General features: G+C 60.2%; 11 protein-coding genes. 7 read left to right on the plus strand and 4 right to left on the minus strand.

All coding sequences use genetic code 11. The features are described 5' to 3' along the window. Nucleotides 1-8: 8 nt before the first annotated feature. From ABB22_RS02200 to ABB22_RS02215, 4 genes are read right to left on the minus strand one after another with little or no spacing between them, the layout of a single operon-like run. Entirely contained in the window at nt 9-740 is a 732-nt protein-coding gene (locus tag ABB22_RS02200; RefSeq protein ID WP_057505029.1) for a HupE/UreJ family protein, read from the minus strand. Beyond that, complete coding sequence (locus tag ABB22_RS02205) at nt 737-3868, minus strand: efflux RND transporter permease subunit (protein ID WP_057505030.1); 3132 nt, start codon at nt 3866-3868, stop codon at nt 737-739. Before ABB22_RS02205 ends, ABB22_RS02200 begins: the two co-directional genes overlap by 4 nt. A gap of 9 nt (nt 3869-3877) precedes the next feature. Continuing rightward, complete coding sequence (locus ABB22_RS02210) at nt 3878-5113, minus strand: efflux RND transporter periplasmic adaptor subunit (protein ID WP_057505031.1); 1236 nt, start codon at nt 5111-5113, stop codon at nt 3878-3880. After that, a complete protein-coding gene (locus ABB22_RS02215; RefSeq protein WP_082592140.1) occupies nt 5113-6345 on the minus strand; it encodes a TolC family protein in 1233 nt (410 codons plus the stop codon). The genes ABB22_RS02210 and ABB22_RS02215 overlap by 1 nt, the downstream gene beginning before the upstream one ends. Nucleotides 6346-6622: 277 nt before the next feature. On the opposite strand from ABB22_RS02215, the gene ABB22_RS18035 reads away from it, so the two are divergent. The 7 genes from ABB22_RS18035 (at nt 6623) to ABB22_RS02245 (ending at nt 15936) form a co-directional block, all read left to right on the plus strand. Continuing rightward, complete coding sequence (locus ABB22_RS18035; RefSeq protein ID WP_152983998.1) at nt 6623-6823, plus strand: hypothetical protein; 201 nt, start codon at nt 6623-6625, stop codon at nt 6821-6823. A gap of 255 nt (nt 6824-7078) precedes the next feature. Then, complete coding sequence (locus tag ABB22_RS02220; RefSeq protein ID WP_082592141.1) at nt 7079-8572, plus strand: ATP-dependent nuclease; 1494 nt, start codon at nt 7079-7081, stop codon at nt 8570-8572. Nucleotides 8573-8990: 418 nt separating this feature from the next. Then, nucleotides 8991-10295, plus strand: coding sequence for a metallophosphoesterase (locus tag ABB22_RS02225; protein WP_161809339.1), 1305 nt, complete (start codon nt 8991-8993; stop codon nt 10293-10295). Nucleotides 10296-10300: 5 nt separating this feature from the next. Then, nucleotides 10301-11320, plus strand: a complete 1020-nt coding sequence (locus tag ABB22_RS02230) for a GTPase-associated system all-helical protein GASH (RefSeq protein WP_057505034.1) — start codon at nt 10301-10303, stop codon at nt 11318-11320. 62 nt (nt 11321-11382) lie between these two features. Next, entirely contained in the window at nt 11383-12369 is a 987-nt protein-coding gene (locus ABB22_RS02235; protein WP_152983999.1) for a TRAFAC clade GTPase domain-containing protein, read from the plus strand. Beyond that, nucleotides 12366-13319 (plus strand): TRAFAC clade GTPase domain-containing protein, encoded by a 954-nt coding sequence (locus ABB22_RS02240; protein ID WP_082592142.1) that lies wholly within the window; start codon nt 12366-12368, stop codon nt 13317-13319. The genes ABB22_RS02235 and ABB22_RS02240 overlap by 4 nt, the downstream gene beginning before the upstream one ends. A gap of 1 nt (nt 13320) precedes the next feature. Continuing rightward, nucleotides 13321-15936 carry a GAP1-N1 domain-containing protein gene (locus ABB22_RS02245; RefSeq protein WP_057505037.1) on the plus strand — a complete coding sequence of 872 codons (2616 nt, stop codon included), beginning with the start codon at nt 13321-13323 and terminating at the stop codon, nt 15934-15936. Nucleotides 15937-15973: the final 37 nt, after the last annotated feature.

Raw genomic sequence — 15973 nt, forward strand, 5'->3', positions numbered from 1 at the left:
TATCTCGATCAGGAAACGAAGTAACCGGTGAGCTGGTAGCCGATGAGCAGGAAGCCAGCGGTCATCAACACGGCGTTGGCACCAAAGGCTTGACGGGCAAACATCGGCGAGCGGCGCCAGAAACCCATGACGATCAGGATGAACGCCAGAGCAAGAAGCTGGCCGATCTCCACGCCGACGTTGAATGCCAACATGTTGGCGACGAGGCCTTCCGGGGACAGTGAGAAGTCCTGGAGCTTGGTAGCAAGGCCAAGACCGTGGAACAGACCAAAAATCATCACCGCGGCTTTGGTGTTGGGCTGAAAACCGAACCAACGGCGGAAGGCGCCCATGTTGTCCAGCGCCTTATAGACGACAGACAAACCGATGATGGCGTCCACGATGTACGGATTGACGTGGAAGCCGCCCAGCACGCCGAGCAGCAGCGTGATGCTGTGGCCGATGGCGAACAACGTGACGTAGATGCCTACGTCCTTCATCCGGTACAGGAAGAACACCACCCCCAGCAGGAAGAGGATGTGGTCGTACCCGGTGAACATGTGCTTGGCACCAAGATAGGTGAACGCGAGCAGATTCCGGCCGGAACTCTCTTCGAGGAACGCGGCGTCTCCCTCGCTGACGCCATGGGCCACCGCAGCTGCTGTTGTGGTCAGCAGCGCAAGGCCTGCGAGTGCTGCCGCAGGTAGCTTGATGTTGCGCAAGAAACTCTCCTTTACTTTCGGAATTGAAGGAGCGCTCATGCGCGCTCCGTGTTGTTGAGGTCCCCATCGCGATGGATGAGGCGGTAGAGCGCCGGTAGCACCAGCAGGGTCAGCAACGTGGATGACACGATTCCGCCGATAACGACTGTGGCGAGCGGGCGCTGCACTTCTGCGCCGGCACCAACGTTAAGGGCCATGGGCAGGAACCCAAGGCTGGCCACCAGCGCGGTCATCAGCACCGGTCGCAGGCGCGTTATCGCCCCCTCATGGACGGCGTGTTCGAGAGAGGCACCGTCCTCGCGCAGCTTCTTGATGAAGCTGATCATCACCAAGCCGTTGAGGACCGCGACACCCGATAGAGCGATGAAGCCAACGCCCGCTGAGATGGACAGCGGGATTCCCCGCATCGCCAGCGCCAGCACGCCGCCAGTGAGAGCCAATGGCACGCCGCTGAAGACGATCGCGGCATCCTTGCCCGAGCCGAAGGCCATGAACAGCAGGCCGAAGATCAGCACCAATACCACCGGCACCACAATCGAAAGGCGCTTGCTGGCAGAGATCAGCTGTTCGAACGTGCCGCCATACTCGACCCAGTAGCCTTCTGGCATCGCCACCTCCGTACCGACGCGCTCACGCAGCTCCTCCACGAAGGAACCAAGATCACGACCACGAACATTGCTGGTGATCACCACACGCCGCTTGCCGTTCTCGCGACTGACCTGGTTCGGGCCTGGGGCGATTTCCACCTTGGCCAGTTGGCCCAGCGGCACATAGCCCCGAGCTGCTCCCTCGCTCGCAGGCAACGCGACGGGAAGTGACGCCAGGGTCTTGGGGTTCTCGCGCATGCTTTCAGGCAGGCGGACCACGATGTCGAAGCGGCGATCACCTTCGAATACCTGGCCGGCGGCTTCACCGCCCAGGGCCATGGAGATCGTCTTCTGTACCGCGTCGATCGATACGCCGTAGCGGGCCAAGGCATCCAGGTCAGGAGTAATGGTCATCAGCGGCAAGCCGGTGACCTGTTCCAGCTTCACGTCGGCATTGCCTTCGATGCTGCTGGCAACCTTTTCAATCTGGCTGCCGATGGCTGCCAGCTGCTCCAGATCATCGCCGTACAGCTTGATGGCCACCTCGGCACGAACGCCCGCGATGAGCTCGTTCATACGCATCTGGACCGGCTGCGTGAACTCATAGTTGTTGCCGGGGATGGCACGCACGGCCTTCTCCAGCTCGGCAATGAGTTCGGCCTTGGGCTTGCGTGGATCTGGCCATTGGCTGCGGTCCTTCAACATGATGAAGGTGTCAGCCACCGAAGGCGGCATCGGATCGGTGGCCACCTCGGCAGTGCCGATCTTGGCCACGACTTCGTCCACTTCCGGGAACTCCTTGATCCGAGCTTCCAGTTGCCGCTGCATGCCGATCGCTTGGGTCAGGCTTGTGCCTGGAATACGCAGGGCATGCAGCGCGATATCGCCCTCATCCAGATTCGGAATGAACTCAGTACCCAGTCGGGTCGCAAGTACGCCGGAAAGGACGATCAGTACGGCGGCGGCTGCCACCACCAGCTTGCGGGCAGACATGACCTTGTCCAGCAGCGGGCCATAGAAACGGCTCACCGCACGCATCGCGCGGGTTTCCTTCTCCGAGACCTTGCCCGTCACGAACTGGGCCACTGCCGCCGGCACGAACGTCAGCGATAGCGCCATCGCTCCGGTCAACGCGATGACCACGGTCAGCGCCATCGGATGGAACATCTTTCCTTCCACCCCGGACAGGGCGAAGATCGGGATGTAGACGGCGGCGATGATGAACAAGCCGAACAGGCTTGGCTTGATCACTTCAGCGCTCGCACTGGCAGCCAGCTCAAATCGCTCCTTGCGGGTGAGCAGGCGTCCCAATGCATGTTGTTGCTCGCCAAAGCGACGCAGGCAGTTCTCCACGATGATTACCGCACCATCGACGATCAGGCCGAAGTCCAACGCACCCAGGCTCATCAGGTTTGCCGAGACGCGGTTCTGCACCATTCCGCTGATCGTCAACAGCATGGTCAGTGGGATCACCGCGGCGGTGATCAATGCCGCGCGCAAGTTGCCAAGCAGCAGGAACAGCACGGCAATGACGAGCAGGGCACCTTCCAGCAGGTTCTTGCGAACGGTTTCGATGGTGCGATCGACCAGTTCGGTGCGGTCGTATACCGCGTGTACACGAACCCCCTCAGGCAAGGTCTTGTCGATTTCCTTGAGCTTTGCAGCGCTGCGCTGCGCGACTTCCCGGCTGTTTTCCCCGATCAGCATGAACACGGTGCCAAGCACCACTTCCTTGCCATCCTTGGTAGCGGCACCCGTACGCAGTTCGCTGCCTTCAAGCACTTCGGCAACATCACCCACCCGCAACGGAAGGCCATCGCGTGTGGCCACCACAATTTTCCGAAGCCCGGCGATGTCCGCCACCTGGCCGGGTACGCGGATCAGGTACTGCTCGCCGGATCGTTCGATATAGCCGGCGCCGACGTTGGCATTGCTGCGGTCCACCGCATCAAGAACGTCCTGCATGGTCAGGCCATAGGCCTGAAGCTTCGAAGGGTCGGGGGTGACGTGGAACTGCCGCACATACCCGCCGACGGTGTTGACCTCGGTGACTCCCTTGAGGTGGCGCATCTGCGGGCGGACGACCCAGTCCTGCAGCGTGCGCAAAGCCATGGGGGTCCAGGTGTCTTCTGCGCCGGGCTCTGCTTCGACCGTGTACATGAAGATTTCGCCCAGGCCGGTGGCAACCGGCCCCAGCGAAGGTTTCAGGCCAGAGGGCAGGGCAGAGGCTGCCTGTTGCAGACGTTCGGCAACCTGCTGACGGGCGAAGTAGATATCGGTTCCGTCTTCGAACACCACCGTGACCTGGGAAAGGCCGTAGCGGGAAACCGAGCGGGTGTACTCAAGCTTGGCCAAGCCGGCCAATGCCGTTTCAACCGGGAACGTGACGCGCTGTTCTGCCTCCAAAGGCGAGTAGCCGGGCGCTTCGGTGTTGACCTGCACCTGTACGTTGGTGATGTCGGGCACAGCATCGATGGGGAGCCGGTTGTAGTTCCAGATGCCAAGGCCACACAGCCCAAGCACAAGGAGCAGCACCAGCCATCTGTGAGCGATCGACGCTCGTATGATTCTTTCGAGCATGGCCGTTCCTTAGTGGTCGTGGCTGGCGCCAGACTTCTCGATGTCTGCGCGGATCAGGTAGCTTTGCTCTGCCACATAAGGTGTGCCGGGCTTCAGCCCGCCCAGTACCTCGACGTACTCGCCGTCCCTGCGGCCCAGCTCAAGCATGCGCACCTCGTAGGTGTCCTTCACCTGCGCGAACACGACGGTGAAATCGCGGAATCGCTGCAGGCCGGATTCCTTCACTGCCAGCGGCACTTCTTCGGAAGACAACGTCACTTCGGCCGCGACCGTCATTCCTGGCCGCCAACGACCATCCGGATTGGGAAGGCTCACGCGAGCGACCACGCTCTGACCGCTGGATGCCACTGGCAGCAGCGAGGCAATAGTGGATTCCACGGTGGTCTCGCCGGTCGCCGAGCGCACCTGTACCGCCTGGCCGGCCGCCAAGCGCTCGGCATCGGTGCCGATGGCCCGCAGGTCCACCCAGACCTCGCCCAGGTTGGCGATCTCGATCAGGGTGTTGTCGGCAGCCACATCGCCCACGTTGGTTGCACGCGTCAGCACGACGCCATCAAACGGCGCGGTCACGGCGTAGGTGCGCATGCTCTCGTTGCCTTCGATGGTGGCCAGAGTTTGCCCGCGCGCAACGCGATCACCCACTTGAACCTGCACGGCGCGGACGATTCCCGGGAACCTTGCCTTGATTGCAGCAAGACGGTTCTCATTCAATGCGACCGTTCCCATCAATTGAACGGTGTCGCGAATCGTGGCCGGGCCGGCGCTCTGGATGACAACGCCGGCATCCTTTGCCGCCTCAGCATCAATCGTGGTTCGGCCTTCATAGGAGGCGTAGGTCCAGCTATAGGCTTTGCCGCCGAGCGTGGCATTGACCTTCACGTCGAACGAATGCGGCTCCACGACCTCGGCACTCGCGGCCAGGTAGTCCTTCTCAGCCTTGAAGCTGAAGGCGTTGACCTCGCCATCGAGTCGCGTGACTTCCATGCTCGCGGTCACCCCACTTGGGGCGATCGGCTGGTTGTCCCGATAGGCATACAGACGGAAGTGCGGCGGCGTGTTGGTTTCGTACACCGTCACTTCGATGGCGACGTTGCCATCGCGCAGCATTCGGCCGCGATGCGGTCCGCGCTCGTAATCGGCGCCGGCAGCTGCCGAGGCTTCTTCCGCAGCGGGTTCAGTGCTCTGCTTCTCGCCACAAGCAGCGAGCATCAGTGGTAGCAGGATCAGGAATGCATAGCGCTTCATCAGGAGGCATCCGGAATGTGGGCGGTCAGGCGTTCAACCTCGACCAGAAGGGTGTAATAGCGAGCGGCCGCTTCGATCTCGCGTTCGCGCAGGTCGAACAACGTCTTCTCGGCTTGCGCGAGGGCCAGGAATGAGAATCGACCGGCTTCAAAGCCACGGCGCGTCAGGCTGACCGCCTCTTGGGCCTTGGGCAGCATCCGGGTGCGGAGCGCTTCCACTTCCGAGCGGGCTTGCTGCATCAACTGATAGCGATCGAACAATTGCTGGCGTTGTTCCAAACCTGTGGCTTGGGCGCGAGCATGCACAGCGGCCAGATCCGCATCGGCTTCAGCGACGGAGTAGGACGCGCGGCGTTGGCTTCCAAGTGGCAGGGAGAAGGACATCACCAGCCCCTGATCACCCGTAGCCTCCAAACGACGAACGCCAAGACTGACGTTCACATCCGGCTTGCCACTTGCAACTGCAATCCGACGACGAGCGGCAATAGACGCTGTTTCGAGCTGCGCAAGACGCTGTTGCGGTGTTTGCGGCAGGCGGCCGGCCAAGGTTCCGAAATCCGCGAGTGGGGGCAGGGTGTCCAGATTCGCGTCAACGGTATCGAAGTCCGGGGTTAGGGCTCCCCAGCTGGCAGCAAGACGTGCCTTGGCTCCCTGGAGGGCTTGAAGCGCCTGCTCGTGTTTCAGTTCGGCATCGGCCAACGTAATCTCAGCGGCCCGAAGGTCGGAGTCCGGATTACGTGCTGCCTGCACCCACCTGGCAACTTCTCTACGCGTACTGTTCGCGTGGCGAACCCGCTCTTCGGCGTGTTCCACATGCTCCTGCGCGACAGCGGCCTGGATGAATCTCTGCGTGGTGCTATTGGTGATGTCGAGTCTGGCCACGCCTTCAGCGCCTCGCTGAAGGTTGATCTCGGCATCCCCCAATGCGGTGCGGGCATGACGCTTCCCACCCAGCTCTAGGACGCGCCCAATACGCAAGGTGGTTTCAGCTGAGTCAACACCGCTCAGCCCGCCGGTACCGGCCACGTTCTCAAAGTCGGCCCCCACTACATAGGGAGCAGGAAGGGCCTCTCGTTGTGCACGATTACGTACCGCCTCCAGGCGGGCGGCTTCGGCTTGGATTGTAGGATTTGCCTGGAGAGCGCGGGCAACCGCTTCTTCCAGGCGCAAAGGTTCAGCAGCGAAGCCGCACGGGGCAACGCTGCAGGTACCGACCAAAGTCAGTACCCACATGCAACGCAAATTCACGGAATCTTCTCCGATAGTTCGACGAATAGCGCAGCCGGCCACAAATTGCAGCCAGCACTGTCAGACCGCTACGAGGCGGCCGGATTCGTCAAACGATGGGAGGTCTGAAGGGACTGGAGGGTTGTTGCGAAGGACGCCAATGGACGTCGAGGGCAGGAACCGAGGTCTCGGGCGCGACTGTGGGCGCCCAATGACTGTGGTTCCAGAGGCTTACTGCACCGTTGGCATCAGCAGAGTGAAGCAGGGCGTGCGAGCCCTTGGCATGATCACGATCGGAATCCGAATCGTGATCGCCGGGGTGGTGGTGGCCATGCTCAGCAGCCGCCACAACCGCATGTTCTGTGGAGTGCAGGTCTCCAACCAAGTTCAACATCGGGCGCACCAACGAAACCAAAGCCAGCAGCGCAAAGAGGCTGACTCGGAGCAGATTGAAGGTGGCTGGGATGCGGAGCATTACAGTTAGCGTATATGGCTTTGGAGGCCTTTGTCGATACCCAAGTTGGAGCAGACACCCAGTCCAAGGCACGCTCATCTCCTTGGCTACTCGGACGGACATGGAAGTGGTTAGGGATGTTTATCGGGGGTAGGGAAGGCGGGCTTTCGATCCCATAGCGACGGAAGTTCGCGGCAATCTAGTCCGCGGTGAAGATCCGCTTTGTATCTCTTGGACTGCGGCTTAACATAACCGAACCCCATACAGTCAACTGTCGGAGTTCCATTGAGCTTTCTGAAGACACTCTCGATCGCCGGGTACCGCGGCTTCAATGAGCCTCGCTTGATTCATTTGGCCGTGCCCAAAGATCAGGGCGAGGGCAGTGGCCTAACGATCATTACTGGCGCCAATAATTCGGGCAAGTCCACGGCAATCGAAGCACTGCGGGCGCGATCTGGTCACCAAGCGCCGAGCTTCTCCGAGGGGGTTCGCAATAAGCACGCAGATTTCGTTCGGATCATTTACGAGTTCGAGGAAGGATCCGCGGGAGTAGACGGCCAGTCCGCAGTGGTCGAAGCTCGGATAGAAGTGGTCGAGAGCCAAACCGCAGGCAGCAGCCAATCGGTTCATATGCGAAGTGGCGTCCATAATACAGATCGAGTTGACGAACCAGACCCGATCCGAGTGGTTCCTTCGCGCCGCGGATTCCAGCCATATTTTGGACGCCAGCTGGGAACGTTGCAGGATTTTCAACGACAGGGCGGGTTACCCGCCCGTCGGATGGCAGAGCTGTCCTCGTTTGAGATGCGGCTCTTCGACATCGAGAAAGACCCGAGTAAGTTCAACACGCTGCTCGGTGAGCTTCTGGGATACACCCCGAAGTGGACCATCGACCAGACATCGGAGGGCAACTACTACATTCGCTTGGGTAATGGGGTTGTGAGCCACTCCAGCGATGGTGCAGGCGAAGGCATTGTCAGCCTGTTCTCCATTGTCGACGCGCTCACGAGTACCCCTCCCGGCGGCATCGTTGCTATAGATGAGCCCGAACTGTCCCTACACCCGGCGATCATTCGGCGCCTTGTGCGCGCTATCGTACGGTTGTCCGCCGAAAAGCAGGTCATCGTTGCGACGCATTCACCATACTTCATCGACCCCGAAGCAATCGCCCGAGGTGCTGCCCTTGTTCGGGTTACTTCCGAGATCGGGGGTTCGAACGTCTACCAGCTCAGCGACCAAGGAAGAGCGGCGCTCAAAAAGATCCACGATCCAGAGAACCCGAATACCAAGGCGCCCCACACGTTTGGCCTGGATGCCCGTGAGTTATTCTTTCAGGATGACGGCATCGTGCTTACTGAGGGCCAGGACGACGTGATGCTGTACCCGAGCGTGGCGCGTCAGTTGCCGATCGGCCGTGTGCCGGGCCATATGTTCGGCTGGGGTGTCGGCGGCGCTGGGAATATGCAACACCTCTGTCGTCTTCTGCAGGACATGGGTTACAGGAAGGTGGCCGGGCTTCTTGACAACGACCAGACAGCCACTTTGCCCAAGCTCGAACGCGATTTTCCGGACTACTTGTTCTTTACGATCCCCGCCAAGGACGTGCGTGACAAAAATGCGGAGGGCGCACGACCTGCGGTGATCGGCTTGCTCGAAAACGCGAAGATCCTGCGCGAGGAGTATCGCGAGCCGATGCAGTCGATCTTTGAATCGATTCTGGCTGCGTTCGGAGGCGATGCGACCCAAGCTCCAGCGTCGCCTGTTGGAGGTAATGCCTAGCGCCCGCTTGAGGACAAGCTGGCCCGGGGTTCGTCAGCTGATGCGGCTCGGCCTGCGTCAGCCGCCGCTTGGAAGCGAACTTCAGCAGAGAAGGGATAAGGAAGATTTATCAGGGGTAGGGATCGGTACTTAGCTGATTCGCACCGCATGTTGCGGGCTTTCGGCCCAGGACCGGCCGTTGCGTCTCTCGCAGTTGCTGCGAATGACAGAAGAGTCCGATCGGTCGATTGGAGGGCTCCCTGACGCAAGGGGGGGCGGTCATAGCCCCAGAAAGGAGGGCAACCAGACAAGCGGTTGCATCCAAGATCAGCCTTGAGGCGACCCAGCTCGGGCTGCGAGCCCGAATCTATGCTCGTAATTTTCTCTAGGGGCTATAATACGCAAAAAAGGGGGGGGCATGCCAGCAGTCTTCATACACTTGTCGGACATTCATTTCGGCCAAGAGAAGGACGGCGGACGGATTACGATAAATGACGATGCGAAGGAACAGTTGCTTCAAGACGCCGCATCTGAGATCGCGAAACTCGACACGAATGCAACGGGCATTATTGTGACCGGAGATATCGCCTATTCTGCAAAATATGAAGAGTATGAGAAGGCCGGCAAGTGGCTGGACCGGCTAGCAGAAGGCATTGGTTGTAGCCGCCTTGACATTCAGATGGTCCCCGGTAACCACGACATCGATCGGAACGCCATAACCCCCATCACGAAGTTCCATCTTGATGCCATCCGGGAGCATGGAGATAGCATGCTGGACATGCTCCTCGATGACGACGTCCAGCGCGAGGTGCTCTACGAACGATTCGCGGCATACCGGGACTTTTCTAGCGGCTACGGTTGCGCTCTAGATGTCGGCGGCGCGTACTCGGCCGACGTGGTTGTCACCGTGGCACCGGAGCGGACTGTTCGCTTCGTACACCTAAACTCCGCCCTAATCTGCTCACTGAAGGATGATGAGGGCAAGCTAATACTCGGTGCGCGGCAACGTGTATTTACGCCGATTGATGGGGAGGAAATGGTGGTGCTTGTCCATCACCCTCTCAACTGGCTTCAAGATTCAGACGAGGCGGCACGCTATTTCAAGTCAAGAGCCCGCGTTATCATTTCGGGGCACGAACACTTCCCCTCGTTGACCATTATGGGGGTTGAGGATAATTGCGACCTCCTAATGCTGGCTGCTGGCGCGACCGCGCCTGACGACGTAGACGAGAAGTACACGTATAAATATAACATCCTGACTTTCGATTGGGACGACGAGTCCGATGCGCTGGCAGTGACCATCAATCCGCGGACTTGGAACTTCGAGATGAAGCGGTTTGAGCGGGACACCCCCTTTCTGGAAGGCAGGTCAGAGCGCAATGTCCTCGGTTCTCCCAACTTTCGTAAGGGTGCTCCACCGGCTAAGCCAATACTGGGCATGCGGGACGAGCAGCCTCAAGCGCAGCCAGTCGCAAACCCAGTTACTGGGTCGAAAGAGGTGGACTTTTCCATGACCGAGGACGTTCGCTTGGTCCGTCTGCGTTTCTTTAGGGATATTCCTGAGGACGGTCGCCGACGTATCCTTGTCGGCCTCAACGTGATACCCGCCGATCTGACGGACCGTCTCGATAACACTATTGAACAGCGCTTTTTCGGAAAGCTGGTCGCACAGGGGCGCCTCGGCGAATTGTCAGCCGCGATAGACGCGGCGATACTAGAATCAAAATCAGGGGACGATGAATGAGTGCAATGGCGAAGTACGTCAGGATCTTCTGGCCAGACCCTAAGGATGAGGACGTCAGTCGTCGCAATACTGCGGTAGCTGCGATCCAGTCCTGGATTACGGAGTTCAAGGATCCTCAGTCGGCAATCCAGCTGGCCTCCGCGCTGGCCGATGGTGTCGCCGACGGGAAGGCGCGCGATGAGTTCGCCTCGAAAGTGGAGCAGGCAATCGTCAACGCAGGAAGCGCCGCGTTCGTGCGCGAGGGCCACGATCTTGAGATCATTGTCGTGACACTTGTTTCGGCCTTAGGCCTCGTCCAGAGCGAACGGGACCTGCCAGGTTGGACGCCTGTCGATACGCTTGCGGCCGCCCTCTGGTCGGCGCTCTCGTTCCAGCCCTCTGTTTTGGAGGAGCCCATCGAAGTTCTCCGTCAGGAGGTGCTCGTCGCCTCGCGGACTAGGACAATGTTGATCGCCGAGCGGTCGCGCAAGCGAGTGCCGGTTCCTGAGATCGGACCGCTTACGTTGCCGGAGGCTCAGCCTACGGGCTCGAGAGCGAGCGCCGTTTATCGGAAAGCGACCGAACCGTTGGTCAAAGCGTTGCGGGAGAACGCCGAGCTCGACCGCGAGGAGCTCGAGTTCCTGTGGTGGATGATGGAAGACTGGAGCGACGTGCTTGACGGTCGCTTCTCTGACGCTGATCCGCTTGTCCGCGCAGTGGTCGCCGGCATCGATGGCGCCTCGAAGCTGCGTCGCCTGCCAGCCTCGGGCCACCGAAATGTGGTGCTGCGCGGAGTGCAGCCCGGAAGCCCTGCCACGTTGACAGCCTTATTGACGGCACTTGGAAACCATCGTGAGACACTAGCTACATCAGTAGATGCGGATTACGTTCGCAAGTTCGCCGCTGTTTTCCCACTACTTGGGGCGATCACGAGCGGTGATGTCAGCACTGCCGGCGTGGAGACCGCGCGCGACGCACGTGATTGGGGCGCGCGGGCATTACTTGAGGGCGGCATTTTACAGGTCGCAAAGCTGCGAGGCGCTTGATTATGGTTCAGGGCCCATGCCAGCTGAGCGAGTGCACGTACAACGTGACGAAAGCATGTGTGTTGAACCGCCCCGTTGATACCTGCTCGAATCGGAGGGATCCGGGAGAGGCAGGGAACAAGTTCGAAGAGGACGAACTTGACGACTGCATTCCCATACCGGATCCAGTGACCGAAGGGCGGCCCTCTGTCGATCTGGGCGGTGCGGTACTGGCTAGCCCGGATGAAACCCCGCGACTGCCTTCGAGCCTGACGATGGGTCTAGAGGAGGCGACGTCACTTATGACGCGGCGCCACACCACGATGGTTGGCATCCTAGGGCTCCCTGATTCTGGTAAGACGGCCTGCCTTGTGAGCGCTTACCTTCTTCTCGCAAAGGGCGGGTTCGCAGGATACGACTTCGCTGAGAGCGCCACTCTAATGGCATTCGAGCAGATCTCACGCGGCAGCCGTCACTGGACAGAGGGCGACGAGCCAGGACAGCTCACCACCCACACCGAGATGGTCGACGATCGGCAGGCCGGGTTCTTGCATTTTAGGTTGCGCCGGCACAAAGACAACCGTTTCTTCGATATGTTGATGCCAGACCTCCCCGGCGAATGGTCGAAGGCCCTAATCGACAAGGCCGACAGCGACCGTTTTTCGTTCCTCGGATCGGCATCAGTGATCTGGTTGATGGTTGACGGCCGTGCGTTCGCAAGCCCGAAGACGAAGAGATATGCAACCTACAGGGCTGAGATGCTGGTCGAGCGCTTATCAGCAATCCTTCCAACGCCCCGGCCGCGGGTCATACTCGTCCCGAGTTGGCGGGACATCGGCGAATTTCCGGCAGATGCCTACGAGAGCATATGCGAGGCTGGCCGCGGGCATGGGATGGAGATCGCGCTTGCGCCAATTGCTTCCTTCTCGTTCGGAGACGTCGAACCAGGTTCGGGCATTGCGTCGCTGATCGAGAAGACACTGAACCATGGGCGAGCGGTGCCGGAATTCTGGTCCGACCACCAAAGCCCAAGTACAAGGAAGCTTATTTGCTTCAGGAGTGTCGCGTGACTAGGAGATCAATTGTTCTTCTGGGTGGTCCCGATTCGGGTAAGACCAACTACATCGGTCGCCTCTGGCCCTCATTCAAGAAGCGGAAGGGCGTGCTGCGGGCCGAGCGGTTGCCGGACAACATCGCCTATGTTGACGGGGCGGTCGAGCATTTGATGCAAGGCAGCTTCGCGCCACGCTCCGATCGGAACCTTGAGGTCGGTCGTGCGGATTTCTCGATCAGTGTCCGGGGCGCAAACGGCCAGGGCGCACTGACCGAGCTGATGGTGCCGGACATTTCGGGTGAGCTGTGGACCCATACTGTAGCGACGTTCGAGATCTCCCAGGAATGGCTGGATGTCCTGAACGAAGCGGAAGGCGCCGTAATTTTCGTTCGAGCGCTATCCGATCAGAATGTCAAGCCGCTCGACTGGGTTACTGCTCGCAACATCCTGCGTCTGTGCGCAGATGAGGAAGAGGTCCCCGACGGCAACGCTGATGGAGCGGAGCCCGAGGGTAACGCTGATGGAGCGGAGCCCGACGAAAAGTCTCAGGGCACCGTCGCATTGGCGTCCGAGCCGGATCTTCCCACGCAGGTGCTTTTATGCGAACTCGTCCGATATCTCGACCTTTACTTGGCGAACCGTGCCGACGGTAGTCGCCCCCATGTCGCCGTCGTCGTGGCAGCCTATGACCTGCTCGATCCGCAGATCCGCGACGCTGGGCCAATGGCCTATCTCAGAAAGGAATTCCCATTGTTCGCCGGGCGTCTTGCCGATACGGGCCGTCTGAACGTGAAGCTCTTTGGGCTTTCTGTGGTTGGCGGAGACTTGGAGGACGACGACGAATTCCGGAATAGCTACCTTGAACGTGACATCTCGGAGCAGGGGTGGGTGGTTGTCGAGGATGGGGACGGCTCGAGGACCGACGAGGATGTGATGCTGCCCATCGCTTGGGCGATGGGAAACTAGGTTGAACGGATTCGATCAGCAGTTGCATGGTTATCGGCAGGGGCATCAGCTCCTTTCAAGTACCATCCGGCTACCTAAGCCAGATCAGGATCTGATCGATAGGCTGTCTGACGTCGCCGGTCCGCTTTCGCCGGGCGAGCGCTTTGAGCCTTATCTTACCCTCTACCCCCTGCCGAGCGGGTCGTACTACGTGGTCGCCAGAACCTGGCAAGACTTCGAGGCGCCTCGGGCTGGTTGCGTTCGAACCCGTAGTGTCTTGGTGCCGATGGCTGACTGGCAGGAAATGCAAGGCGTGGCCGCCGTCGTTGCCGTCGCCACAGAGGGCGGAGCAAACCGGCCGGCGGAGCGCAGGGCGGTTGCCGCTGTTTCGAACCCTCTTCCGCCGGTCGATCCGCTGCAGGGAACCGAGCTCATTGAGGCGATGTTCCTCGAGGAGCGGGCTCCCATCGTCGTGTTCGATGCGGAGAAGCCGGAACCGCTCGCACTCCGATTGACTACCGCTCTTTGGCCGGGTTTCCGCCGGACCTTCAGCATGTCAACCTTCGCCCGCTCTCCTCGTACAATCGGCCGCCGTAGCTTTGATCTCGTTTTCGCTTCAAAAGAAGCCCGGTCCCGGTTCGGCGACTGGGAGGGGCGCCGGATCGATGGGCGGAAGCGGGGGGCAGCCCGCCATCCATGGTCTGAGCTCATCGTCCCCCGGGTGCTCAGCTCTCCTGAGCCGTCGCTAAAAAACTTCGATGCCCTCGGCGAGATGTCATCGGATGGCGTCGGTAGCGAGTCGGCTCTGCGTGTCTCGCTCCTTTGGGAGGATCTTCGTCGCAAGCTGCCTAGTTCGCCCACTGCGGCGTTAGGCATGCTCGACATCGCTAACACTCGTAAGGTCAGACAGATCGATTTGATCCGCGAGCTGGAGCCTGCGCTGGCCAAATCGGCGGCGTTGGCAGCCACCTCCATGCAAGCAGAGGATGCTTGGAGATATCTCAGCGCCCTTATTCAGAAGCTCGAAGGCCTTCTCCCGTCCATGTCAGTGGCGAGATCCATTCGGACTACAGCCGTGGACCTTGCGGCCCATCACCCGGTCGAGACTGTGGAAGTGCTTTCCGCGCTTAAAGTTGAGCCTCAGAGGGGGGTGCTAGTGAGTGCGGCGGCCGAGGGGCTCGCACGAACGCTCGATCTCGAAGTTGCGGAGCTGCTGAGCCGCCTCCATGGTGAAGATCTTCTCGATCTACTGTTCGCCAGCGCAAAGCTGGCTGAAGAAGCTATTGGCAGGTTCCCGGTCTTCTCATCCGCGCTGACAATGGCGCTCCGTACCGCCGACGACGAGGTGCGAGCGGAAGCGAGGCGCCAATTGCTTGGTCTCTTGGTTGACGATCACCACGTAGATCCCGCCCGGCTGCTCATCCATGATCTCGATTTCGACGGCTTGATCAAAGAGGTCACGCACATCCATGCAGTCAACGGGCTGAGCTCGCCTGGGATGCGTAGCGTTATCATCGAACGAGTAAGGGCGCTTCAAGCCGAAGTTGCCTTACGCGACGCGGTGATCGGGATGGGCGCGAGCGCTGGAGGCGACGCGCTCGTTGAGTCCATGTTGCGTCAAACTCCGGCAGATATGAATTGGCTGATCACCAGCCCTATGCTGAAGCAGGGCCGTCGGATCGAGTTGATCAGATCTCTTCTCGCCACAGCGAATTCGCAACAGCTGCGCGGCATGCTGGCCGACGAGAACACGCTGACCGGGACCATCGCCTTGCTGAATGCGGAGGACGGGTCGGACGCCGAATTGCTTTCCCGCATCGCCTACAACGTGACGATGCTGCGTCACCATTACATCGCTCTTGTGATCGCGCTGCTTCCAAACCTGAAGGGTCGCATCGGTGCAGAGCTGGTCAGCAAGGCGCTCGAACTCGCGCTACCTCAAGAGCCAAACGAAGTCTCACCCGCCGTACTCGATCAACTTCTGTCGGCAGTAGGATCCAAGATAGATGGAGGCAGGACAATGCGGGTGGGAGTGCGGCGGGGGGTGTCCCCGGCGGCGGCGTCCCGCAACCTCGTTGCATTCGGCCGCGCATCCGCCGCTACCCGTGGCTCTCTCCTCGTCGGTATCGAAGAGATGGCGGCGGCCATGATAGGGCGGCATCAGCTGGACATATCCCTCGAGGCAGCAGAGACCGCCGGGAAGCTGCTGTGGGAATCTGGATCAGTGGCTCCTAAGGGTTTCGTTCGGGCCTCGGCCATACTCCTGCCATTCGCGCTCGGCAATCGATGCGAAGCCGCGTCGCCTCTAATCGCGGCGGCGTTTCCGCCCGTGTACCGGGAGCTCGCCGAGGGTAGCGCGTTCGACCTGCTGAGCTACATGTTCGTCTTCCTCGATTGGGACAAGCGCAAAAGCGCACGACGGCGTCTGGCCGATGCCTTCGTCCATTCAGAATGGCGAATCTCTGATATAGCTATCGCAGCCGCGCGCGCCGGTGACCCGGCCCGTATCCTACGAAGAATTGCCCGGGAGCGCGGCGGAGAAGAAGTACTTCAGGGTCTCAACGCCGATCTGAGCCATCTGCCAGCAGAAGTGCGAAAGCCGATCCAAGTAGCCCTAAGAGAGCTTGGACTGACCTGACAACGGTTCGGCTCTGTACGCTGTTACGTTGGCTCCA

The organism is Stenotrophomonas nitritireducens (assembly GCF_001431425.1).
In the GTDB taxonomy this organism is placed as follows: domain Bacteria; phylum Pseudomonadota; class Gammaproteobacteria; order Xanthomonadales; family Xanthomonadaceae; genus Stenotrophomonas; species Stenotrophomonas nitritireducens.

Coding starts and splice junctions, on each gene's coding strand:
- ABB22_RS02200 (WP_057505029.1), bottom strand. CDS start 740: ATGAGCGCTCCTTCAATTCCGAAAGTAAAGGAGAGTTTCTTGCGCAAC.
- ABB22_RS02205 (WP_057505030.1), bottom strand. CDS start 3,868: ATGCTCGAAAGAATCATACGAGCGTCGATCGCTCACAGATGGCTGGTG.
- ABB22_RS02210 (WP_057505031.1), bottom strand. CDS start 5,113: ATGAAGCGCTATGCATTCCTGATCCTGCTACCACTGATGCTCGCTGCT.
- ABB22_RS02215 (WP_082592140.1), bottom strand. CDS start 6,345: ATGTGGGTACTGACTTTGGTCGGTACCTGCAGCGTTGCCCCGTGCGGC.
- ABB22_RS18035 (WP_152983998.1), top strand. CDS start 6,623: ATGATCACGATCGGAATCCGAATCGTGATCGCCGGGGTGGTGGTGGCC.
- ABB22_RS02230 (WP_057505034.1), top strand. CDS start 10,301: ATGGCGAAGTACGTCAGGATCTTCTGGCCAGACCCTAAGGATGAGGAC.